This is a genomic window from Gilliamella sp. LMG 34361, assembly GCF_984569075.1.
On record NZ_OZ474903.1, the window covers coordinates 387,494 to 406,017 of the forward strand.

General features: G+C 28.0%; 16 protein-coding genes and 3 pseudogenes. 3 read left to right on the top strand and 16 right to left on the bottom strand.

Annotation, left to right across the window (positions count from 1 at the left end; genetic code table 11):
- Nucleotides 1-260: 260 nt before the first annotated feature.
- The 16 genes from AC5LXI_RS01940 to AC5LXI_RS02015 all read right to left on the bottom strand — a co-directional run bounded on the left by AC5LXI_RS01940 (nucleotide 261) and on the right by AC5LXI_RS02015 (nucleotide 17,205).
- On the bottom strand, nucleotides 261-1,358 hold the full coding sequence (locus AC5LXI_RS01940) for a hypothetical protein (RefSeq protein ID WP_493443299.1): 1,098 nt from the start codon (nucleotides 1,356-1,358) through the stop codon (nucleotides 261-263).
- Nucleotides 1,359-2,880: 1,522 nt separating this feature from the next.
- Entirely contained in the window at nucleotides 2,881-4,725 is a 1,845-nt protein-coding gene (locus AC5LXI_RS01945) for an Eco57I restriction-modification methylase domain-containing protein (RefSeq protein WP_493443300.1), read from the bottom strand.
- Between the two features lie 46 nt (nucleotides 4,726-4,771).
- The gene (locus tag AC5LXI_RS01950; protein ID WP_493443301.1) at nucleotides 4,772-5,395 is read right to left on the bottom strand and encodes an HNH endonuclease; all 624 of its coding nucleotides are present in this window, start codon (nucleotides 5,393-5,395) and stop codon (nucleotides 4,772-4,774) included.
- The gene (locus AC5LXI_RS01955) at nucleotides 5,396-6,043 is read right to left on the bottom strand and encodes a hypothetical protein (RefSeq protein ID WP_493443302.1); all 648 of its coding nucleotides are present in this window, start codon (nucleotides 6,041-6,043) and stop codon (nucleotides 5,396-5,398) included.
- An 11-nt stretch (nucleotides 6,044-6,054) separates the two neighbouring features.
- On the bottom strand, nucleotides 6,055-8,625 hold the full coding sequence (locus AC5LXI_RS01960) for a sensor histidine kinase (RefSeq protein ID WP_493443303.1): 2,571 nt from the start codon (nucleotides 8,623-8,625) through the stop codon (nucleotides 6,055-6,057).
- A 401-nt stretch (nucleotides 8,626-9,026) separates the two neighbouring features.
- Nucleotides 9,027-9,500: an antirestriction protein ArdA gene (locus tag AC5LXI_RS01965; RefSeq protein WP_493443304.1), complete on the bottom strand. Its 474-nt coding sequence runs from the start codon at nucleotides 9,498-9,500 to the stop codon at nucleotides 9,027-9,029.
- 65 nt (nucleotides 9,501-9,565) lie between these two features.
- Nucleotides 9,566-10,813, bottom strand: a complete 1,248-nt coding sequence (locus AC5LXI_RS01970; RefSeq protein WP_493443305.1) for a tyrosine-type recombinase/integrase — start codon at nucleotides 10,811-10,813, stop codon at nucleotides 9,566-9,568.
- A gap of 83 nt (nucleotides 10,814-10,896) precedes the next feature.
- A complete protein-coding gene (locus tag AC5LXI_RS01975) occupies nucleotides 10,897-11,106 on the bottom strand; it encodes a helix-turn-helix transcriptional regulator (protein WP_493440144.1) in 210 nt (69 codons plus the stop codon).
- Between the two features lie 209 nt (nucleotides 11,107-11,315).
- Entirely contained in the window at nucleotides 11,316-11,861 is a 546-nt protein-coding gene (locus AC5LXI_RS01980; RefSeq protein ID WP_493443306.1) for a hypothetical protein, read from the bottom strand.
- Between the two features lie 54 nt (nucleotides 11,862-11,915).
- Entirely contained in the window at nucleotides 11,916-12,542 is a 627-nt protein-coding gene (locus AC5LXI_RS01985) for a hypothetical protein (protein ID WP_493443307.1), read from the bottom strand.
- Nucleotides 12,543-12,599: 57 nt separating this feature from the next.
- Complete coding sequence (locus AC5LXI_RS01990) at nucleotides 12,600-12,899, bottom strand: hypothetical protein (protein WP_493443308.1); 300 nt, start codon at nucleotides 12,897-12,899, stop codon at nucleotides 12,600-12,602.
- Nucleotides 12,900-12,908: 9 nt separating this feature from the next.
- A complete protein-coding gene (locus AC5LXI_RS01995; protein ID WP_493443309.1) occupies nucleotides 12,909-13,058 on the bottom strand; it encodes a hypothetical protein in 150 nt (49 codons plus the stop codon).
- Between the two features lie 22 nt (nucleotides 13,059-13,080).
- Nucleotides 13,081-14,262: a tudor domain-containing protein gene (locus AC5LXI_RS02000; RefSeq protein ID WP_493443310.1), complete on the bottom strand. Its 1,182-nt coding sequence runs from the start codon at nucleotides 14,260-14,262 to the stop codon at nucleotides 13,081-13,083.
- Nucleotides 14,263-14,833: 571 nt separating this feature from the next.
- Nucleotides 14,834-15,409, bottom strand: coding sequence for an EcsC family protein (locus AC5LXI_RS02005; protein ID WP_493443311.1), 576 nt, complete (start codon nucleotides 15,407-15,409; stop codon nucleotides 14,834-14,836).
- A 412-nt stretch (nucleotides 15,410-15,821) separates the two neighbouring features.
- A complete protein-coding gene (locus tag AC5LXI_RS02010) occupies nucleotides 15,822-16,421 on the bottom strand; it encodes a YagK/YfjJ domain-containing protein (RefSeq protein WP_034884930.1) in 600 nt (199 codons plus the stop codon).
- A gap of 529 nt (nucleotides 16,422-16,950) precedes the next feature.
- Nucleotides 16,951-17,205 carry a hypothetical protein gene (locus AC5LXI_RS02015; protein ID WP_493443312.1) on the bottom strand — a complete coding sequence of 85 codons (255 nt, stop codon included), beginning with the start codon at nucleotides 17,203-17,205 and terminating at the stop codon, nucleotides 16,951-16,953.
- Nucleotides 17,206-17,464: 259 nt separating this feature from the next.
- Here AC5LXI_RS02015 and AC5LXI_RS02020 point away from each other — a divergent pair.
- From AC5LXI_RS02020 to AC5LXI_RS02030, 3 pseudogenes are all read left to right on the top strand, one after another.
- Nucleotides 17,465-17,740, top strand: a pseudogene (locus AC5LXI_RS02020) (PTS sugar transporter subunit IIC); the annotation flags it as partial.
- A gap of 1 nt (nucleotide 17,741) precedes the next feature.
- Nucleotides 17,742-18,278: pseudogene (locus AC5LXI_RS02025) on the top strand (PTS system mannose/fructose/sorbose family transporter subunit IID); the annotation flags it as partial.
- A gap of 4 nt (nucleotides 18,279-18,282) precedes the next feature.
- A pseudogene (locus AC5LXI_RS02030) lies at nucleotides 18,283-18,495 on the top strand (KDGP aldolase); the annotation flags it as partial.
- Nucleotides 18,496-18,524: the final 29 nt, after the last annotated feature.

An 18,524-nucleotide genomic window follows, 5' to 3' on the forward strand; every position in this document is an offset into this window, starting at 1 on the left:
TTGGGTTGCTGATGTAATGGCTCGTTATATTTATGGTGGTAAAATCAATGTTACAACTGTAGATGATAATACTATGTCTGAATTGAAATTCATTACAATGGACTGATTGATCGGTGTTTGTTATAATTTTTAACCAATAAAAAGGCAGAAAGCCTTATTATCTGATTTCCTTAAGTATTGATGTTCGCATTTTAACATCTTTAATTATTAACCAAATCATATAAACAAGATAATTGGTTTAAAAGGAATTATCTATCTAATTATTTTTCATTAGTGTTATCAAAATAGCTTGATAATTCGTTTTCAATAAAATTTACAGCCACATCTATACATTCAGTAAAATTTGAGGGAGTACCTTTAGTTGATTGTTCTCTGAATCCAAGCACATCTAGAGCAAGACGATCGACATTTTTCCAATAGGGAAATGCTGAAAGTTCATCTTCTCTAACTGTACTTAGTCTTTTCATTGTTGCACCCTCATGATATATATGATAAATATCCTTTGCTATATGGTATAATTTAAGATCATTAGTCCCTAGCCAATTCTCTACAGGAAATTTTTTGTCTCCAATGATAATATCTAAGTTAATATCCTCTGATAAATTTGCTCCTGTTAACCAATGCAGATCCATCGCAGCATCAAAAGCATGATTGCGACATTTTTCTAAACTACTTCCATTTCTCAAAAAATTTTTCTTTATATATTGTCGCCGTTGTTTGATTTTTTCTGGTAACTTATTAATAGTGTTCGAATCAATACTCCAGAAAGCATATTTAGCAATTTCGAGATCATAAGCACTAACAATACCAATGAAATTAATAATACTATAAAGGTATGTCTCAAATTTTTTTTCAGGGCTAAAACACTTGTAATTTAATCTGATATTTTGTATCTGAAGCATGGACACATAATGAAAACCATAAACTGTTCTAGAATCATCTGGTAAACTTTTAAAAATAACTTTATTTTTCTCAGGATCAGAAGAGTAATCTCTAAACGTTGCTTCTGGATCATCAACATGACTTGGCCAAAATAGGCGACAAAAATTTTGATAAGCTTTGATGGATTTTTCAACCCATGAATCAGGCATTTCATTCAATCCAATTGCAGTTAAACATACTGGTGCTGTGTTTAATAATTTAACTAATGGTAAAAGCCCAACTCTTTGTACATCATCCAAAGTAGCAGTTGATGACAACTTTTCCATCCTCTGTAAGGAACAGTTATCTAAGTTAATTTGAACTATTTTATTTTCTTTAAAAAACAGCTGTGATGCGTACTCAGGTGTAAGTATTTTTTCATCTTCATATCTAGAACGACAAGGGCGTATAAATACAATATCAGAACATTTATCCATTTGCAGATCTCACTTATAAAGTACCGTTTAGGATTAAATTAAACAATTTAATCAACAGAAATTATTTAATTTTCTTTCTAAAATAAAGCATACTAATACTTGAAAAAATTCAGATAAAATAGTCAATTTATATTTCTATATGCTAGATTATATAGCCAATTTTTTTGATAAACCAAACTTTATGTTATCCTTCATAAAGGATAACATAAAATGACTGAATGACAATTTCTCTATGATTTTTTTGTCCAAATTCAGTTAGTTTTAGGTAAAACAATGACAAAATCAAAATCACGAATAAACTATACCAATAAAGCTCATTTAAAACTCATTTAAAGCTTTATTAGGGGATGAAATAATTATCAATAGTCATTTTACTTTATCAAAACACAATACTCCTCTATTTAGGTTTAGGTGTAAAGGCATAAAACGTAGCTGGGATTGTTGGAGTCAGGATGGAAAAATTAGGTCTTTTTTAGTTTGTTAAGTCGAAGGCTTGTTTAATATTTAGTAATAGATGAATCTATTACTGCTGATTTATTTAATATATTATTGAAACTTATTATATTAATCTTCACGAGGTTAATTAAGTTAAACTTAATAGGATTATTGCTAGTATTTTCTTTGTTGCTATAGTAATCAGGTGAATGTCTTCTCCTATATTTACTTAATGATGTATTTTACACGATAAAAGCGTAACGCTACAGATTATAACCAGTAGTCAATTCTTTATGTTATAACTTGTCTGACGTTTCCTATTTTTGTCGGTAAAATACTTGATGCTGACGGCGCTTTCTCTTTATATATTGCTATGTTTATTTTTACATTGATATTCAAAGCTTACATTAAATATTTGATACAAAATACACATCACGATTTATTTAGTTTGTAGATTTATAGATTGTTATCTTCAAATATCTGCTTTATTTTCCTTGTATATGTTTAATTTTTTAATAGTTAAAATAAAAAACTAAGCAATTCTTTTAAAATTTTTGTAAATAAAAACTTTAAAGTCATTCTATGAAAACACGCCATTATTGAACTAAATATATCCTTTTTTCTTGAATTGGGGTAATTTTAGTTGAACTAGGGAAGTAGTGAAATAAGTTTAAAGGCTTATCTAAAAAAGCTTTAGACATAAAAACCTGCTAGAAGCAGGTCTTAAAATTTGGTGATTGGTGCCCGGACGCGGAATCGAAGAGACAGCTTAAGGTATTGGTATTATTGGGCTGGGGGATTTGAGGTTGGCAGATGTATCCGTGTTTTTATCCATGATTATACTTATTTGCTTTAATTCACACTTCATCCATCACTTTTATGATTATTAAATAGTTACTAATTATAATGTCAGTTATATTCTAAGGGTACATACTTTTTGATATAAAATATAATGTAAATTTGTTTATTAGCACAAGTTAATGCTTATAATTGGCACAGATTTAGTACCATAGCATGCCATATAACACAGCTTAGTCTTCAGGAATTATTTACTAGTTTTTTGCCTTATTCTTAACTAAATTAATTACTAAAGTTGAATACCGTATTTATTTTCAATAAATAGATCTAACTTTTTTTGATTCTTTTCTTTTAAAATATAATTGATTTCTTCATCTGAGAAATTGTAGACTCCAAAGTTATTAATATAGTTTCCATTTAATGAATAATAATCAGAAGAATAGGGTTTACTTGTTGTTTTGATATAGTACCAAAATAATCTTGATTCAATAATACGTTTTATAAGTAACATTTCTTTTTCAGTATGTCCGACTATTGCTATTCCATTATAGAATAAAAGATCCTTATCGGTTGAGATAATACTGCATGGGGTCTTATTAGACATTTTAGGGAGAAATAATTTATTACCAATTACATTTAGTGACTGTGTTCTACCAAACGCGAACCAATCTTCATACTTACCTGCACCTTTATCTCTTTTAGCAAGAATATCTTTTTTACTCAAAAGGTATCGATAAGCTTCTGGATATTTTGTCTTCAATATATTTTCTTTAATTAATTTTGCACTAGAGTGTGTATCTCTATTATAGGGAAATATTATTTTTTCTTCTAAATCTTTTAATGAATATGAGCTACTTAATTTATTTGAATTAATAATACTTTTGCATAATTCTTTTTCTATTTTGTAATCTTTATCTTTATTAAAATAATAATATTTTGCATCCTCATAAATAGGTTTAAAAATATATATATCATTTTTTAATGTTGCTAATCCATGACTAGTTTTATATTTTTCACCAAAAGGGCTTCCTATTGCTTCAATCTTAGAGATTATATCTGTATCTTTCAAATTCCATCCTTTTTTAGAATTTAAGAGAGAGTATTTTATTTTATTGAATTGTTTTTTATCATTTAAATTATTACTTTCTGATTTGTAATATTCTAAATAGCTAGAAATTTTATTTTTAATAAAACATATACATGTATAAGTATTTCTAGATCGAAAAATTTGCTCACAACCAAAATCAATAATTTGAAAGTTCAATTGTTTATTTTGGAAATATTCACGTAATGCACGCCCATTCAAACTTTTGAAAAAAGTATTCATTGTAATATAACCAAGAATACCTTCTGATGCTAAATTTTCGATCGCAATTTGAAAGAAAGGTATATATAAATCAGAATTTCCTGTGGAGCTTACTGACCAGTTTTTTAATAATTTTTTAGTTTCAATATTTAAGTTACGGGCACAAACATAGGGGGGATTTCCTAAGATAATATTAAAACCAGAAAAATCACTAATATAGTCATTCCAGTTAAATATTAATGCATCACCAACAAATAAATTAAATTTGAATTCAGGTATATCTTCACCATTTATTAATGCTAAAAGAGAAAGTAATAATTTTGTTCTTTGTATTGAATATTCTTGAATATCTAAACCAAAAATATTTTTTTCAAAAATATTTTTATAGGTTTCATTAGTTAATTTTTTTAAATTTTGTGCTGCATTAAACAAAAAACCGCCACAACCACAAGATATATCAGCTATTTTTATAGTGGAAAGATCTTTTCTCTTTTTAAGGGCTGTATTGGTAATGTATGTTCGAATATTTTCGGGGGTATATACTGCACCGTTAACAATTCTATCTGAAGGAGATATGACATATTCAAAAAGCTTGATTAGTTCTTCAAAATTATAATCATTAATTTCTTTATTTATTAATTCAATAAGATCTCTAAGAATAATAGTCATTTGTGAATCATCAGTACCAATTAAATATTTTTTAATTAATATATTATTTTTAATAAAAAAATTGTTACTAATAATAAATGAAGAAATTAGTAATTTATCAACATCAATAGGGTTTGTAATTTTTTTATTTTTTAAATAAGATACAATTTTTTTTTTCATGGATATAGTTGATATTGATAAAGTTTTGTGTTGTATTACTTTTAAGCTATTTATCTAAAACTTTTAAAGCATCATAATACTTATTTCTGAATATTTCTAATTTAGAGATTATCTTCTTTATTTCCCAAAAAATTGGTAAGCTAGCATCATCCATTCTATCAAAATGTTGCTTTAATTTATTCAATATTTCATTTAAATATTCAAACAACCAAAATACTTCATGCCTTTTCAATGAAAATTTTAGTCGCTTATGCATATAAATTCCTACGGAATAATTAGGATGATTTTCTGAAACGCAAATTCTACCATAAGTGTCACGATAAAATATATCATCATATGTGCTATCACGTGGGTTTATAAAACCTTTTCCATTTAGATAACAAACTTTGGCATCTGAGCTGCACCAGTCATCACTTTTTGCTTTGTTACATATAGGACATGAATAAATTAAATTATTATAATCACATTCTAACGCAGGGAATTTTGATTTAGGGGCAAAATGATCTATGTGAAAACCATCTCTATGTCCAAAAAACATATGATGTATTCCACAATATCCACAAGAATAATAAAAATCACTAGCCAAAGAAGTTTTATATTTAGTATAATTTTTATAATTTTCTGTTCGCTTTTCTCTTTTCGGTGTGTGTTTTCTTATTGGATGCTTCATCTATTGTAACTCGTTAAGTAAACGTTGTACTTCATCTATTAATTGTTTTAATTCTTTATTATGGTTTTCTGTTTTTAAAATTCGCGGAGTAACAGACGGAATCCCTAGGTTAGCTTCTATAAATTCATCGGATAAAAGAAGAGAATTCTCTTCTTCAATTGACAAATTTTCTCTATTATTCAATTCGTTAATTGTATTCTCGGCTTCATTTAATTGATTTATGTACTTTTCTATACTTTTTTTAATTTTTTTAAAAAATATATCACCATCATCTTGTCCTGATTGAGCAGTGATAATTTCTTTATCATAAACTATATGAGAATCTAAAGAATAATCTAGAGCCTCATATGGATGAGAGGTGAGAAGAATACAAGGGAAATCCCTTCTTTTTTGATGTAAATAATCTATTAAATCAGAACCCTGATAATTTATATTTGAATATTCATTCAAACGGTAATCAACAACCAATATATCTAATTTTTCATTATTGATTTTTTGGTATAATTCATCAATTGTTTCACTTTCTGGTATGAAATCTATTACTTCAATAACGGAGTCATACTTATCCATAAAGTCATGAAAATAAACAATATCATTCTTAAATTCATCAACATAACCTACTCTATATTTTCTCTCAGCAATATTCATAGTTTTTTAACCTAATTTAGGGATGGAAAATCCATTTCAACTGCAAATCCACTACAATTATCAATAATATTAATACCAGCGTCATAAGCGTCTAATGATTTTTTAACAAGCCACATTCCTAATCCAGTACCAATTTGTTTTCCATGTTTATCTCTTTTTGTTGAAAAATTCAGTTTAAAAATATCCTCCCTATTATCTATATCTTTATTTAATCCAGGGCCTTTGTCTGAGTAAATAATTTTAAATCTATCATCTAATTTATTTAGTTCAATATTTATAACTTTACTTTCATAATCAGCATTTTTTTGATTAAATGCTTCACAAGAATTAATAATTAAATTATTAAATATACAATCTAAATCAATCTCAAAGACTTTTAATCTATATGATTCAGTATTACTTATTATGTTGAGCTCAATCTTTCTTTCTCTTAACGTTACTAACCAATTTGTTCTTAACTCTTTTAAATATTCTACAAAATCAATCAGTTTTATTGTTCTTCTATCTCTTCTTATTGTTCTTAAACTATATTGTAACCAGCTCTTCATCTTAATATCTTCTTGGGCTATGAGCTCTAATCTATAATAAGGATTTTTTGAATCTTCTTTAACAAAAGAAGATGAAGATATATAATTTTCTAAAATGTTGGTAATAGCTTTAAAACGATTTTCTCCTAGTTTTATTTCAAGGTTACGTAATTCATGAGCAAACGCAGCAATAGTTATTCCACTTGAGGCAAAAACTCTTAATAGAGAATTTTGTTCTTTCATTTCTATTAACTCTTGAAACATACCTTCTTTTTCTGCCTTTTCTTTTAATAAGGATAGAGAAAGAAGTTCTTCATTAGATTTATTTTTATCAACAATATTAGTATTTTTTTGCTTTTCTTTATAAGTATTATAGAGTTGATTGGCTAAGTATTCCGCCTTTTTTTGTTCTTTGTTGGATAAATCATTTTCTTTAGGGGTTTTACTATTATCTCTAAAAAAGCTATCTAATTTAGAATAGATATCACTACGATCATCTTCAAATATTTTAATTAAAGCAATAATTAATTCTTTAAATATAAGAAAAGTATCATTTTCTTGTAAACCTTCTCGGCTAGATTTATCAACTAAAAAACCATTATTCAATCTTGATATATTAATAATGCCAGATATATTATGAGGAGTGACTTTCCACTGTCCTTTTCTACTTACTTGTGCTGGATTTTTTGCATAACGATCTCCTAAACCTAACCAATCCCAGCTACTATTATTAATTTCTCCATATGGCCTTACTCTAAAATAATCTCTGAAAATTTTTATTCCACTATTGTTATCTAACCAATTACTCCTATTAGAAAAATCATGATTTTTCTGATAATATTTTTTTTGATCCTCTTTTTTTGATGCTAGTTTCTTTAAAAAATATAGTGAAAAAGAAAAATCACCAATTGAAGAAATATCGCTATTTACATCAGAAATTCCTGGTAATATTTGTCCCAATTTTCTGATAAAGCTAATAGATGTATTTAATCCATTAGGAAAATATTTTTTCATACATTCTAATGGAATTTTATCAATATCAAATTCATTTCTATGTAATTGAATGTGAAACTCATCATCTCTTGTATTGATATCTAATTTATAATCATAATTATCACAAACAGAAGGACTTAATAAACCATCTAAACTTTCTTTTTTATTGTTGAACAAAAAGATTTGGAATGAATCATCTTCCGAAGGAGGAACCAAAGTTTCTAAACTATCTTTTAATTTTGTTAATAAGCTATCATCCCAATTATCCCTAATATATGAAGCTTTGATAACAGAACCGTGACTAAAATATTCATTATCATTCAAATTAATACTTTTTTCTCTATTTAAAAGAGCATTGGATAAAGTATCCCACTGTTTTGGTGAAAGAACATTCTTTACTATTTCTTTTAAATTGAAATCATCATAATGAATAGTTGCTTTAATATCATTAATTGTTTTGTTTTTTTGACTAAAAATTTCCCAATCAACAGACCATATAATTCCTAAGTTATCATCTTTTTTTGACCATAGTTGACATGTTTCCCCTAAACGATCAAGTGCAAAACGCCCTATTCCTTTTGCTCCTGATTTTGTTCTTTTCTTATTACTTAAATAATCATCTACTTTATTATCCGTCCCGATGGTCATCCAATGTTTTTTGATTATTTCAGAATTCATTCCATGACCATTATCAATGATATATATATTAGTAAAAGAACAAAATAATCTATCAAGCTGTTTTTCACTAAAATTAATATTGTTTTTAATTATATTCGAATTATTTTTATACCAAATATTATTCTTTATGCTATAAAAATCAGTAAGAAGTATTCCATGCCTTTGCGCTTTACTATTTATAAGCAAAAATTCATTATTAGATAATGAGGTAGGGGATTCAATATAAGGTATATCAAAATAGATAACACAAAAATCTGAATCTGCGTCATAAGTATTCTTGACCAACTCAATTATTGCACCTTCAGCAGAAGCAACATTTTCTCGTCCAATAAGTCGAGCAGTTCTAGCTGAAACATTAAAACTTAACTCTTCATTTTGTATCATTATGACGCCCTATTTACTTATAATTAGGATAGATAAAAATTTATTTGTATTATTTTTATAATAAGTATATTTAATTATTTATTATAAATACATAGAACAATATTATTAATAATTGGTAAAAAATCAATATAAATTCAAAAAATAAAATCAGTAACAAAATACTCCAATAAAACATTTAATTAAATGTTTTATTGGAGTATTAACTACTAATCAAATGAATTATTTTAAAGTATTTAAAACACAATACTCTTCAGGAATACTTTCACCATCGTAATCGGAACTAAAAGTTTCACCTGTATAATAGATGTAATTACCAGAATAAAATGTACCACTTTGTTCAAGTGCAATATCATGGCCATATCGTTCGTAATCAAAGTAATTAGCTAAGTTACCAAGTTCTTTTAAACTATTTCAGCAATCCAGTAGAAACCTAAATCATATTCATTGCTGATGTTATATAGACATTGAAAGCAATCTAGATTATCTGCTAGGTTAATTAAATCAGCAATTGAATTAACGTATCCGCCAATATCAATTGCTGCTTCATAGATTTCCATTTCATCATGACTTAATTCGTCAAGTTTATAGGCTAAATAATTTAGTTCATTAAGATTGCTATTTTCAGAGATATAATTTGTTATGCCATATATAGACGATTTGTAACCACTTAAAAAGAACTCTTTGTAATTAACACTATCAATGCCAATTTGTTTAAAGCATTGTTTTACTTTTTCTGGTGTTGTTGGTAGCTCTAGCCATTCACCGATCAATTTTCCTTCGTTATATTTTTCTAAATTGGTGATAAATACTGAGATCATACCAGAACCCACCGTAGTGGATTTTAGGCATGATGATACACTAGGTAATGTTTGCATAAACAATTCCTTAATTTTTTGATATTAATTGATATTGAGAAATGAATTAAACAGTGAGGTGTTTTTTAATTTGTTTTGAACTCATAAGGCATAATAAACTCAGTGCGGATTGAATCTAAGTAATCAGCCCACCACTGAATCATTTTTGTCCGTTCAATAATGTGCTGTGCTTTATGAATATAAGCAGCCCTTACGCCATTACGTTCTTGATGACTCATCTGGCGTTCCACTGCATCTCGTGACCAGAGATTAGATTCAACCAAAGCACTACAGGCCATTGTTCTAAACCCATGCCCACAAAGTTCTGTTTTGGTATCATAGCCAATAGAACGTAATGCTTTGTTTATTGTGTTTTCGCTCATTGGCTTTCTTGCTGAGTGATCCCCAATAAATACTAGTTCGTACATGCCACTAATTTCATGAATCTGTTTTAAGATTTCAATTGCTTGATCACTTAGTGGAATTAAATGAGGTGTTCTCATTTTGGAACCTCGTTGAGAATGAGGTACACCATCAATTTCTTCCCTTTCAGCAGGAATAGTCCAAATCTTTTTATCGAAATCAATTTCTAACCAACGAGCAAACCGTAGCTCACTAGAACGAATAAATATAAGTAGAGAGAGTTTTATTGCTAATTTGGTTAACTCTCGTCCTTTAAAATTATCAATGCGTTCTAAAAGTTCAGGTATTTTTTCGAGTTCAAGTGCAGGCCGATGATTCACTTTTACTTTACTCACTACCCCTTTTAGATCTTGAGCAGGATTATAAGAGATGTAACCATTTTGCACTGCATAGCGCATTATTGCTGAAGTACGTTGCTGTAATCGGCTAGCGACTTCAAACCGACCATTTTCTTCAACAGCTTTAATTGGAACAATTAACTGACGGGTAGTTAATGCTGAAATAGAATAAGCTCCAATTTTAGGAAATAAATACAATTCTAATGTTCGTAGTACTTTTGCTCTATGTAGCTCAGACCAAGTTTTGTTATTGGTACACCATTTACGTGCAACTTGCTCAAAAGTAACTTGTATTTCATCTTCAAACTGTTTTGCTTTCTTTTCTACCTGCGGGTCAACATTTCTAGCTAGTAATGATTTGGCTTCATTTCGTATCTTTCTAGCTTCGCTTAATAAAACATTAGGATATTGGCCTATAGACATTAATTTTTCTTTACCATTGAAATAATAGCGAAAACGCCAATATTTAGAACCATTTGAATGAACAAGTAAGAATAAACCATCACCATCAGAAAGTTTATATTGTTTATTGTATGGTTTGGCGGATTTGATTTTTAAATCGGTCAAGGACATAACGAATTCCTCAATTATAAAAATTTAGATATAAAAAAAGCCACATATTTGACTATGTGGCTTGGGTGATAGAAATTTAACTGTTAATTAGTTTTAGTCTTTATCCATGCTTCAACTTCTTTTAGGCGCCAACGCGAGGATCTTCCTAGTTTTATAGGGAGTGGAAATTTATTCTGCTTTATCAAAGTATAAAACCATTTATCAGTCATGCCTGTAAGTGTGGTGATATATTTCATATCAACTAGGTAATCAGGATGTATTTGTGCATCCAAAGGGGGTAAGAATGTTGACATTGTTGTACCTCTATTGAGTGATGTGGATTAATTACATTCAATAGATAGGTATCAACAATATTTTTTTACTATTTGATAATAAGAATATCCATTAATGGCTTTAATTGATGTGCAAAACAGGAATACATTATTTACCACGTAATAATAGGATTGTATTTATAATAATTTTTTTCAAGGTCACTTAGTCCTTATCTAAAAATTAAGTAAGATTAATAATTATTTATAAGTTTTTCATCTGGATATAAGTTAGGATCGGTAATGGTGAATTTTTCGTAAGATACTAAAATGGGTTGAAAACCAATCACATAGGCGGGTGTATTATTTTTCTTAAAATAATTTTTAGCTAGATTGGTATAATTGTAAACCATTTCACGAGTTTCACTATAGCCAACGGTTATATCAGTATCACCATCTGCGTCAAATCTTTCTTTAATATAATTTGTTAAACCATCGATGACTTCAGACTCCCAAGCTTTAAGTGAGCCATCTTTTGATTTTTCTTCCCAAAACTTATCTTTTTGTTCTTTATTTAAAAAGCCATAACGTAATTCAAATATAACTGTAACAATATCAGCATTATTATAATAGTCACGTATCCCATTAAACTTAACAGGAACAAGTATAGTATCAACTCCATTTTTGATAACCGCTAAATGTCGATTTAATCTTTCTTGTTTAATATCATCGTTGTTTTGTGCATTTGCTATACTAATTGAAAATACAATAGATAAAAGTAATATAATTAAATGTTTCATAATTTTGTTCTATTATTCTGTTTTTATTAATTTAGTAAATTTAAATAACCAAGATTAAAAAGGGCTTTTCTCGTATTGGTTTGCATCATCTACTCTAGATAACCCTGGTTCAGTATATTTATAAGTTATATATTCAACTTTTGTTGGTTGTAGGCCAACAACGTAAAATGGCGCATCTTTATACCATTTCCTAGCTTCTAAAGTTAAAGCAAATACATGATCACGACTTGAACGAATTGGAAGCCCATGAGTGTTTAACCAGCTATCAAGATCGTCTTCAATAATATCAATAAATGCATCTCGTCTATCAGTATTATCCATATCCCATAGTCGAACATCTTTTTCGGTTTTACCATCAATAAGAACATAACTAAGATCGAACTCCAATCTAACAACTACTTTTTTAGGTTCACATAACCCTCCTTCATCAACATCAATACATTGAACGTGGTCTAAAGTAATCTTTTTATGTTGTATTTCCCTTTTAAGTAATTCATTAAAAGTTTTTAAACGTTCAGGATAGACTGGAACATAATTATATTGTGGTATTGGTTGCATGTTACTTAATTGAGATTCATTCGTATATATTTCGCTATCATGGTAAGGATTGTTATTTGCTAATGAACTTCCTGCAAATAGTAGAGATATAGCTATGAGTAAATTTGAGAATATTTTAGACATTTTGTTATTCCTTTCATCTTCTGTAGATTATAATTAGCTAAGTAATACTTTTTAAAATTAGTATTGGCATTTTGATTCTAAATTTTTTCCTGTTATTTTTGAAAAAATTTCTTGAACGTGTATAAGATCTTGTTGTGTAAATTTATTGGTTGCTTTATTAAATATTTCAATTTCTTCTTCGTTTAATTGAGAAACTGAATTCTCAGCTGTACATTCACAATATTTAATTGAACGATTTGAATAATCGGTTGCAAGAATACAACCATCTTTCATATTTTTGATAGCATCTGATTTTGGATCAGAACATCCTTGCAATAGCAAACAGGATAAAATGATTATTAGAATTATTTTTTTCATTTTATACCTTTAAAATAACCTGAATAACCACGAAATTCCTTTTGCTGATGCAACTCCAAGCATATAAGGAGTGTTACCATTAGAAGGAAGAGTAAAGTAGTTATAAATCGCAACTAAGAAAGCAATAACAAGATAAGCGAAAATAATTTTTTTAAACATTTTTTATTCCTTATTCTAAAAATTAATAATAATTAAATGTGTTAAATATTTGACTAACAAAATTTGAAATTTGATTAGTCGACTGATTAATTAAACTGCTAAATTCTGGATCAAGATTTGAAGATAAAGTAATAAGGCTCTTTTCGATTTCAGTATCTGTATAATGTTCTTTAATGCTTGATAAATCAGAAAGTGATTTTTCTAGCAAATTAGTAAAAGTCAAACGGACAATAAATTTAAAAATAATTTCTTCTTCTTCATTGATATCGTCATATGTTTGGATAATAGATAAAAAATGTTGTGAGTATCGTCTATTATTCATACTTGGCAATGATCTTATACTTTCATTAGCTATTTGTTGACATAGCCTTTCATCAACACCTCGATATCGAATATTAAAGATAATTAAAAAACAAGCAAAAGCTTGCATTTCAATGGTAGCAATATCATTTTTTAATTCTCTAATTTGTTTTTTTTCTATAATTTTATTTCTAAATTGTTTTATAAATGAAACAACAATACTTATAAATTCATTACAAATGTAAGTATGAGGGCTTTCTCTTTTATCTAAAAAAAAGATTGTTGAAATTGAGCTGATTAATTTTATCTTACATAATAAATTATAGATTTCATCGGATGGAATATACTTGAATGTTACATCTTTATCTATTTGATTTAATGAATCTTTAGTGGATTTTTCAATCTCATTAGATTCAATGGTAGAGTTTGTATAGCTTTTATTATTTATATATTGGCAGTTTTGATCGGAAAAAATTGTTGTTTGTGAAGTGTCTAGTGATTCTTCTTGTTTTTCATTTTGTTGTTCAATAAATAATTGTAACAGTAAACATAAACGGTAAATATCGGCTGCACTAGGCATTGATAAAGAGATTAACTTAGAACCATTAATAAATATATTAGATTTTTCTGAGTAAATTTTTTTTATATCAGAAAAATTTATTCTAATAGGAGATTCAAAAGGTTCTTTAAAAATTATTTGATCATTTGTAATTAATACACCATCTTTAGCTCCACCAAATACAGTATTATCAATTAATATATAAATTTCTTCAGCCCTTAATCCTTGACCATAACAAGATAGTGCATTTGATAACTTTGTATTTGGTATTGTTGGTGCTAAATAAATTTTTTCAGTACCATAAAAATTATTTTTAGTTAAAAACTCCAGCAAGGTATTTTTCATAATAAAAATACTCTCCATTATCAATTTTTTATTCAAAAATATTTCAATTTAGTTTTTTTAATTTTTACTGATCGTTACACTAAAGTCATATCGTTTAAACAGATCAATAAGATCTTATTGATCGTTAAAAACGATCAATAAATCTTCAAAAATTACCCTTTCACTTGTTATGCAAAATAAAAATACGATCACGAACTGATCTAATATTCGGATATTAACGATATTTAATATTTTTGTTAACTTTTGATTGATATTACAAACTGCATTACTAGATTACGATTTACCTGATGGATGGTTATGGAAAAAATAACAGCTACTGCATTATACTTAAGTACTTGCTTAATTATTTCTCAGTGATGGATTTACACAGAGTTAACTGTACTCATAAAATGGTTACTATTTTAATTAACTGATGTTGATTATTTAGATACCTAGCAACAAAGAGTACTCTTTCATTTTTCTCCTGTTAAGTTTGGTTAAAGCATGATTTCTTTATGTAAAAAACGAAAATGAATCAGATAAATTCATAATTAGATGAATTTTTGCATAAATAATTATTAGTGTTATTTTTCTAATTGAATTGATTAAATTGATTTTTAGCAAATTGGCCAATACGATGAACTACAGCTCCCATCACACCACCAAAAATCGGGATTACTTTAATTAACTTTAAGCTATGCTTTACACTTATAATACTAATAAGCTGTTTAATGACTGATAGGCTTATTTTACGGATTACTTCATTTGGCTGTTTCATTAATGTAGCTAAACAAAACTGCTGTAATTTTGACTTACTTGCCATCACACATAATGATAAGAAAATTAAGATTTTGATTCTTTCATCATACACATCATGACTTTGCAATATAGCAATGGTTGTAACGAGCCTCATTTGAATAAACAAGACACTTAAGTCGTTTGTTGGGAAAGTTATAGGTAAACTTAGAACTCTTCCTAACCCTGTGATAAAACCTGTAACTATTGCTTTGTCTGCTTCATCTTTGATAAGTTTATTTAGATTATCTGAATGTAGCGGAAAATTGGCTTTATGTTGCTCAGCTAAGGTATAAGCAGATGAAAAACCATAACCACCGGTCAAACAAAGCTGAAAGAGTTTATCAAATAGTAAAGGTAATTCATTTGACATATCATAATTCCTTATTTGTCGACTTAAATAAATAATGAAAATGATTGTAATAAGGCCCTGATAAATAAAATAAGGTATTTTGTAATATTTGACGATCTAACATGATACTCTCCTTATAAAAATGTTAATTGAACGAACATATTGGTGTGTTCAATTAATAATATCTATCTAAAATTATTTATAATAAGAGTGTAGTTAATATATTGGAGAAGTATGATGCATACATTATAAATGAGTTTGCCTTACGAATAAGATTAACGATTATTGTTGTTACTTCTTCTTTTTTCCATAACATATAAATAACGATTTATCATGAGCTTTTAGCTTATTTAGTATTAGAGCATAATATTTATCTATTTTTTGATTCCTCTATATGAATTGGAACTATATCAATGAGCCTGTTTTTGTATTATTAAATAGAGAGAGGTATTAAAAATTTACTTACACCAAGTGTTCTTGGTTTTCCACGATGGCTAGGTGGAGGAACTTCACTTAAAAAGAGACAATCACTATAACGTTTTTTAAATGGCTCTTTTTGTTCTGTTTTAGCTAAATAACTTAGCATATAACAAGCCGAACGAAATGCTTCATGATCATGATGGTTTATCATTTTTAACCCATTTATACAATAATTATTGCGTTGACAGTCATATAAGTAACCATTAGTCAGTTCATGCCATGCACGTTCTAGTTCAACATAAACAGGATAGTATTTTTGTCTTTTTTGACCATTTACATAAAAAATAGCATGGAAATGAATATGTTTATTTTGATTGAACTCCATAACAACAGCATACCCTACAATATCTAGCTCAAATTGCATTGCTTGAAAAAGTAAGCATGTGATTTCTTGTTTAGCGATATGAATATTTGTATTGAATTTATCATCCTTAGCATAATGAATGTCGATTCGAATCGGTAAAATTTTTGAGTATCTATCTTGTAATTTATTTAGGTGTGTCATTAGTTGCTGATTGAGTTGGGTATGAATAGTAAAGTTTTTATTTTTCATGTGATGGCTCTTATCAAATTAGAATCATTTGATAAGAGCTAAAATTATTTTTTTACTGTTTTAGTAACTGATGGTTTACTCAGATAAGGGGGTATTGGTGTTATTTATCTAATAATTTTCTTTTATATAATAATATTAATTAACCTTTAATGATTATTTTTTTATCTTATCTTTAGCCTTAATAAAACATCGAAAACATTTGATAGAAATTAATATTTTAAATTGCAAAATAGTGAAACGCTAATGTAATAATATTATTGTCATAAAACGATCAATCCATCAGAATATGAATGGATGAAGATGAATAGTGCATAATTCTTTTATGATTAAACAACCGGTGTAATGTAAATAAATATTTACAAAAAGAATAAAGTAGTAACGGTATCAATTGAAAGTAACAGTACAAATAATGAATACATAATCATTTGGCAAGCAATTCTCTATAGCCCTTGCAAATAAAGGCTTTAAAGTTATTTCTAGGATACACGTCATTATCGAACCAAATGTATCGGTTCCCAATGATGAGTTATCAATTTACTACTTTGCGTATCAACAAGTAATACATCAAGATCATATAAAATAGAATCCTATGATCCACCAGGAAGCGGTAAAACCACAATTGTTTTACTTTCATCAGTAGGCATATTTTACAAACCGGCATATCACTTTCACGAGAAGAGTGGTATTTTTCAAGTAATTGATCAATCCATTTTTCACAATCAGCACTACTTACCATAGGCAAACAAAGCGTAATGAGTAGTAGTAATTTTTTTATGTTTTTCATTGGGGGGATCCTTAATTTTATATCAACTGATTTTAAGTTATTCCATTAACCTTTATTTTTATCAAGAAGTTTGCGAATGGTTACGTGTACCACAATACTGTATTTTATTTCTATAATATTATCATTTACTATAAAATCACTGTAGATTTCTATATTATTTGTAGCTATCTTATTGTGAAAATTGAAAATAAAATCCAGTTAAAAAATATTATCACCCACTTTATTCGCAATATCAATTCGAATTGCTTTACTGTTGTTTTTTGCAGCGAATTTCTTTGGTTAGCCAGTAGTAGAAAAATTCTTAAGTTTAATGCCGACATGGTTAACCCACTCCTTTGAAATTATCGGTGGAATTTTACCTGCGTTAGGTTTTGCTATCACCATCATGGTTATCGGTAAGAAGAGTTTATTACCTTATTTTATTGGTGGTTTTTTCGCTGTTCTTTACTTAAAAGTTGATGTAATGGCTATGGCTATATTTGGAACCTGCTTAGCATTTTTAATTAAAGGTTTCGCAAATAAAGAGGATGTATAAGATGAATGGAAATCAAGTTAGTTCTGGTACTATGCAAAATGAATTGATTGAAAAAGCTAAACAAAGTAGTCGTTTAACTAAAAATGATATTCGTAAAGCTTGGCTTATCTACTATTTAGGTGCTGAGTTATCAAGTTTTTATGAACGTTTACAAAGTTTAATATTTTGTGCATCGATGACACCAATTATTAAAAAACTCTATCACACCAAAGAAGAGCAAGCAGAAGCATTAAAACGTCATTTGAACTTTTTTAATACTGAAGCAACGTTTGGCTCAATGATTCAAGGCATTGCTATTGCAATGGAAGAGCAAAAAAGTTTGGGTGAGAATATATCTGATAGTTCAATAACCGGCATCAAAACAGGATTAATGGGACCGCTTGCTGGTATTGGTGATTCTATTATTTGGGCTGCTATTATGCCTCTTTTAATTGCACTATTTATCCCTTTTGCCGCTAATGGTAGTGCAATGGGGGGAATTATGCCATTAATTCTATATCCGGCAATTACCTTAATTTTGAGCTATGGTTTGATTAATATATGTAGCAAAATGTTGTGCTGAACTTAATTTTGCTCTTGAACCGACTGGCGGAATTGACTTAAACAATTATGCCACCATTTTAAAAATAGCCTTAGATGCTGGGGTTAAAAAAGTGATTCCTCATATTTATAGCTCAATTATTGATAAAAACAGTGGAAAAACAAAGCCTCAAGATGTAAAAACATTAATGGATATGACAAGAGAGTTGTTATAAATGCTAAAATTAACTTAACAGTATTGACT

Bases quoted from the DNA above. Each gene is read 5' to 3' on its own strand.
- AC5LXI_RS01940 (WP_493443299.1), bottom strand. From the start codon at position 1,358: ATGGATAAATGTTCTGATATTGTATTTATACGCCCTTGTCGTTCTAGA.
- AC5LXI_RS01945 (WP_493443300.1), bottom strand. From the start codon at position 4,725: ATGAAAAAAAAAATTGTATCTTATTTAAAAAATAAAAAAATTACAAAC.
- AC5LXI_RS01950 (WP_493443301.1), bottom strand. From the start codon at position 5,395: ATGAAGCATCCAATAAGAAAACACACACCGAAAAGAGAAAAGCGAACA.
- AC5LXI_RS01955 (WP_493443302.1), bottom strand. From the start codon at position 6,043: ATGAATATTGCTGAGAGAAAATATAGAGTAGGTTATGTTGATGAATTT.
- AC5LXI_RS01960 (WP_493443303.1), bottom strand. From the start codon at position 8,625: ATGATACAAAATGAAGAGTTAAGTTTTAATGTTTCAGCTAGAACTGCT.
- AC5LXI_RS01965 (WP_493443304.1), bottom strand. From the start codon at position 9,500: ATGCAAACATTACCTAGTGTATCATCATGCCTAAAATCCACTACGGTG.
- AC5LXI_RS01970 (WP_493443305.1), bottom strand. From the start codon at position 10,813: ATGTCCTTGACCGATTTAAAAATCAAATCCGCCAAACCATACAATAAA.
- AC5LXI_RS01975 (WP_493440144.1), bottom strand. From the start codon at position 11,106: ATGTCAACATTCTTACCCCCTTTGGATGCACAAATACATCCTGATTAC.
- AC5LXI_RS01980 (WP_493443306.1), bottom strand. From the start codon at position 11,861: ATGAAACATTTAATTATATTACTTTTATCTATTGTATTTTCAATTAGT.
- AC5LXI_RS01985 (WP_493443307.1), bottom strand. From the start codon at position 12,542: ATGTCTAAAATATTCTCAAATTTACTCATAGCTATATCTCTACTATTT.
- AC5LXI_RS01990 (WP_493443308.1), bottom strand. From the start codon at position 12,899: ATGAAAAAAATAATTCTAATAATCATTTTATCCTGTTTGCTATTGCAA.
- AC5LXI_RS01995 (WP_493443309.1), bottom strand. From the start codon at position 13,058: ATGTTTAAAAAAATTATTTTCGCTTATCTTGTTATTGCTTTCTTAGTT.
- AC5LXI_RS02000 (WP_493443310.1), bottom strand. From the start codon at position 14,262: ATGAAAAATACCTTGCTGGAGTTTTTAACTAAAAATAATTTTTATGGT.
- AC5LXI_RS02005 (WP_493443311.1), bottom strand. From the start codon at position 15,409: ATGTCAAATGAATTACCTTTACTATTTGATAAACTCTTTCAGCTTTGT.
- AC5LXI_RS02010 (WP_034884930.1), bottom strand. From the start codon at position 16,421: ATGAAAAATAAAAACTTTACTATTCATACCCAACTCAATCAGCAACTA.
- AC5LXI_RS02015 (WP_493443312.1), bottom strand. From the start codon at position 17,205: ATGAAAAACATAAAAAAATTACTACTACTCATTACGCTTTGTTTGCCT.